The sequence below is a fragment of the Stenotrophomonas sp. GD03777 genome (genome assembly GCF_029842485.1).
GTDB lineage: Bacteria > Pseudomonadota > Gammaproteobacteria > Xanthomonadales > Xanthomonadaceae > Stenotrophomonas > Stenotrophomonas sepilia.
Genome location: NZ_JAOCGL010000188.1, coordinates 1 through 3,948 on the forward strand (window position 1 = coordinate 1; position 3,948 = coordinate 3,948).

At 67.5% G+C, this 3,948-nt stretch carries 3 protein-coding genes; all 3 read right to left on the reverse strand.

The genetic code is table 11. The annotated features are described in order from the left end of the window. On the reverse strand, positions 1-957 hold a 957-nt coding region (locus N5E02_RS20405; RefSeq protein ID WP_279946695.1), incomplete at its 3' end, for an MBL fold metallo-hydrolase. Positions 958-1,620: 663 nt separating this feature from the next. Next, the gene (gene rodA / locus N5E02_RS20410; protein ID WP_065178035.1) at positions 1,621-2,715 is read right to left on the reverse strand and encodes a rod shape-determining protein RodA; all 1,095 of its coding nucleotides are present in this window, start codon (positions 2,713-2,715) and stop codon (positions 1,621-1,623) included. 122 nt (positions 2,716-2,837) lie between these two features. Then, positions 2,838-3,944 (reverse strand): rod shape-determining protein RodA, encoded by a 1,107-nt coding sequence (gene rodA / locus N5E02_RS20415; RefSeq protein ID WP_279946696.1) that lies wholly within the window; start codon positions 3,942-3,944, stop codon positions 2,838-2,840. Positions 3,945-3,948: the final 4 nt, after the last annotated feature.

Below are 3,948 nucleotides of genomic sequence, written 5' to 3' on the forward strand. Positions count from 1 at the left end.
CTCCGCCGGGACCCACGCATAGGCCTGGCCTTCACTGCGGACGTGGCCCAGGCCCGGGAACGGCAGGTGCGCACCGGCCACCCACCAGCCGTTGGCGGTGGCCTGCTGCAGCAGCCCGCGACGGCTGGCGATGGCCGCCTTGCGGTCCGAATCGGCCTCGAACGCGGCCTCCGGGTGCGCGAACTGCACCGCATGGAAGTGCAGCACGTCGCCCCACACCAGCAGTGACTGGCCTTGGCTGTCGAACCGGTAGGAGACGTGGCCGGGGGTATGGCCATGGGTGTCCATCGCCACCGCGCCGCCGGGCAGGGCATCGCCGGGGTTGAACGTGCGCAGGTGGCCACTGGCCTGGTACGGTGCCACCGCGTTGCGCGCCAGCGGGAAGGCGAAGCGCACACCCTTCGGCGCGGAAGCCTCGCTGGCCGGGTTGAGCCAGTAGTCGGCATCGGCCCTGGACAGCCACACCGTGGCATTCGGGTAGGCCGGCTTGCCCTGTGCATCGAGCACCCCGCACAGGTGGTCCGGATGGGCGTGGGTCAGCAGCACCTCGTCCACCTCGGCCGGGTCCACGCCGGAGGCGCGCAGGTTGCCCAGCACCTGGCCCAGGCCGGGGCCGAAGCACTGCGCGGTGCCGGTATCGACCAGGGTCAGGTGGTTGCCCTGGCGCACCAGGAACGCGTTGATTGCGGTCTGCAGGCCCTTCTTGTCTTCCGGTACGTAGCGGCCTTCCAACAGGCGGCTGACCAGTGTCGGCGGCACGTCGACCACTTCCTGCCGGCCCAGCGCGACCACGCCGTCGAACAGGGCGGTGACCTGCAGCGCGCCGACGCGCTGGTGGTAGACGCCGGGCACCTGCTGGGTGGGAGCGGGCGAGGTGGCTTCGGCCAACGCGGCCAGCGGCAGGGAGGACAGGGCCAGCAGCAGGGCGGTGCGTAGGGGCAGATGGCGCAGGGTCATGAGGGTTCTCGGTGGATGATGGGCGGTTCCGTTGGCCTAGCGTGCCGTGACTGGCGTGCGCACGGCGCTCAAACCACTGCGTGGAATGCTCAGGGAAGGGGGTGTTGTCTGCAGGGCTGCGCCCTGCACCCGCTACGAGCCAGAGCAACGGCCGAAGCAAGAGCAACAGCAACAGCGATCTATCCGTGGGATGGCGGGGTGGGTCCGGTTGCGGGAGACGCCGTAAACCCATCCATGGGGGCTTGGCCGCGGCATCCATGCCGCGGACACCCCGCACTGCCCACCCACCCGGCCGCTGACAGTTTTCGGGCGCGTTCACCCACGGAGAAGAAAAGAGAAGATCAAAAGCAAAAGCGGTTTGGCGGGTCGCTTCATTGCCTTGTGCGGAGCCGAGCCATGCTCGGCTCACGAGCAAGCGCAGCGCCGTGACCCGCTTTTGATTTTCTCTTGCTTCTCCGTGGGTGGCAGACCGCCAAAATCTGTCAGAGGGCGGTCGGGTTGGGTACGCGGGGGTGTCAGCCGCATGGATGCGGCTGCCAAGCCTCCAGGGACGGATTCACGGCGTCCCCCGCGTACCCAACCCGACCGGCCCACCCGCCGCTTCTGCTTTCCGCGACCACCCAGACACCACCCACGAGGGGGCTGCGCCGTTGGCTGGAAACGCTATCCCCCGTGCACGGGCCGATGCCCGCGTACCGCCATCACCAGCCCGATGCCGGCCAACAGCGAAACCGCCGAGGTCCCGCCATAACTGATCAGCGGCATCGGAATGCCCACCACCGGCAGCAGGCCGGAAATCATTCCGCCGTTCACCAGCACGTAGACGAAGAACGCCAGCCCCAGGCTACCGGCCAGCAATCGCGCGTGCGTGTCGCGCGCGTGCACCGCAATCCACAGGCAACGCCCCACCACGAACAGGTACAGCGCGAACAGCGTCGCCACGCCGATCCAGCCAAACTCTTCGGCCAGCACCGAGAACGCAAAGTCGGTGGTGTACTCGGGCAGGAAATCGAGCGTGGCCTGTGTGCCCTGCCCCCAGCCACGTCCTTGCCAGCCCCCGGAACCGATCGCGATGCGCGATTGCAGGATGTTCCAGCCAGTACCAAGCGGGTCGGCCGCCGGGTCGAGGAAGGTCAGCACACGATCCTTCTGGTATTGCCGCAGCAAGCCGAACCACGCCAGGGGTGCAGCCACTGCCAGCCCTGCCGCCCCGGTCGCCAACCAGCCCCAGTGCAAGCCAGCCAGCAACAACGCGAACACGCCACTGGCAGTGACCAACGTGGCGGTGCCGAGGTTGGGCTGCATGAGGATCAACACCGCCGGCACGCCGATCAGCAGCGCGGCGGTCAATACCGTGCGCGGCGAGGGCGGCAGTGGTTGCCGATGCAGGTACCACGCCATCATCAGCGGCAGGCTGAGCTTGAGCAGCTCGGACGGCTGCAGGTAGAACACGCCGAGGTTCAGCCAGCGCTGCCCGTACTTGCCGGTGCCGATGACGTACACCGCCATCAGCGGCAGCATCGACAGCGCGTAGATCGCAGGGGTCCACGCACGCAATCGCAGCAGCGAAACACGCGACAGCAGCCACATCGCCAACAGGCCACCGGCAAAGCGTGCCGCCTGCCCGGCCACCGGGCCGGACACGCTGTGCAGCACCGCCAGGCCGGCGCCCATCAGGATCAACAACGCGCCCAGCAACGGCAGATCGATCGTGCGCAGCGCCTCACGGCAGCCGCCAGGCAGTCGTTTCCATTTCACGCGGGCACGGTAGCAACGGGTGCTTGCGTGAAGCTGTCAGGGTGCTCCTGCTCTCCGTAGCCGAGCTGCGGGGTCAGATCCCTTTTTCCTGTGGAAAAAGGGATCTGACCCCGACGCCGGACTCAACCGTAGCCGCCGTGCACTGGATTGTGGCTGCGCACCGCCATCACCAGCCCGAAACCGGCCAGCAGCGACACCGCCGAAGTACCACCGTAGCTGATCAGCGGCATCGGCACGCCTACCACCGGCAGCAGGCCGGAAATCATCCCGCCATTCACCAGCACGTAGACGAAGAACGCCAGGCCGGTGGCACCCGCCAGCAGGCGCGAATAGGAATCGCGTGACTGGCTGGCGATCCACAGGCAACGCCCGATCACCACCAGGTACAGCGCCAGCACGGTGGCCACGCCGATCCAGCCGAATTCCTCGCTCAGCACCGAGAACGCGAAGTCGGTGGTCTGCTCGGGAATGAAGTTCAGGTGCGACTGCGAGCCTTCGCCCCAGCCCTTGCCATCGAAGCCGCCGGAACCGATGGCGATCTTCGACTGGATGATGTTCCAGCCGGCGCCAAGCGCGTCCATCTCCGGGTCCAGGAACATCATGATGCGGTCCTTCTGGTACGGCCGCAGCAACCAGAACCAGGCCACCGGCGCGACCGCAGCCACGCCGCCCACGCCCAGCCCAACCCACCACCACGGCAGGCCCGCCAGCAGCAGCACGAACACGCCGCTGGCGGCGATCAGCACGCCAGTACCGAAGTCCGGCTGCAGCATCACCAGGCCGGTGGGTACGCCGATGATGATCAAGGCCACGAGCACGGTACTGAAGCGCGGCGGCAGCGGCATCTTGTGCAGGTACCACGCCACCATCATCGGCAGGCTCACCTTCAGCAGCTCGGCCGGCTGCAGGTAGAAGAATTTCAGGTCCAGCCACTGCCGGCCATATTTACCGGTGCCCAGCACGAACACCGCCAGCAGCGGGATCATCGAGATCGCGTAGATCATCGGCGTGGCCGAGCGGATGCGCAGGATCGGCACCCGCGAGATGCCCCACAGTGCGGCCATGCCCACCGCGAAACGCGCGCCCTGCGCCATCACCAGGCTGTCGCCACCAGCGCTCTTCAGGGTCGCCAGGCCAATCACCATCAGCGCGCCCAGGGCCAGGCACAGCACCCAGTCCAGCGTGCTGAAAAAGCGGCGCAGCATGTCGCCGGCCCAGCGCAGGAACACTCTC